At 32.5% G+C, this 711-nt stretch carries 1 protein-coding gene; it reads right to left on the reverse strand.

The genetic code is table 11. The annotated features are described in order from the left end of the window. Positions 1-627, reverse strand: a 627-nt coding sequence (locus J1782_RS00160) for a hypothetical protein (RefSeq protein WP_217151890.1), incomplete at its 3' end; no start/stop codon positions are given. Between the last annotated feature and the right edge of the window lie 84 nt (positions 628-711).

A 711-nucleotide genomic window follows, 5' to 3' on the forward strand; every position in this document is an offset into this window, starting at 1 on the left:
CGGCACAATGACAATATCTGCAAGACCATAAATAATTTTTTTGTTTAAATTAAGGCCGTCATAACAGGTAACATTTTTATTTTTTGCATATCCCCATTCTTTATCTCGCGGTGCAATTATTCCGAAGGATATATGAGGTAGGCATTTTATTAGATTATTTAAATACTCAATTCCTTTGAGTTTATGTAAGCGGCCAACAAAAATCACATCATGTCTTCTATGTTCTATTCTGCGTTTTTCATACGCAGGAGAGGGATTTGGGTAACATAGAGGAGTTCTAGCAAATTTAAATAATGCTAAACTAGCAAAATAGGCTGCCCATGAAGGAGATGATATGTATTTTGCTCTGAGTATTTCTGCTTGTTCTTTTTCTACATCACTAGCATTATAGGTATTGCCTTGAACAACTGCACCTAAACTTCTTGAGCAATGTAATCTGATATGGATTGGATAAGATGATGGTAGTAAAGATGTTGATGCTAAAGATTCAGGGGCTTCAATACAAAGTATCAGTTGTGATATTCTATCTATTTCTGAGAGAACTCTTATTTTAAACTGCTCAATGCTCTCATTAGACTTTATTTTTATTACTAAAGTCTTTATAAAGTTTTCTTCTAAAATTTTCACTGAAAGTTTTGTATAAGTAGAGACGCCACTGTCTTTACGATGAAAGGGGTCTATAAATATGTAAATACCATTATTCATTTAAAT

Origin of the sequence: Rahnella sp. BCC 1045, assembly GCF_019049615.1 — a bacterium.
Taxonomy (GTDB): domain Bacteria; phylum Pseudomonadota; class Gammaproteobacteria; order Enterobacterales; family Enterobacteriaceae; genus Rahnella; species Rahnella contaminans.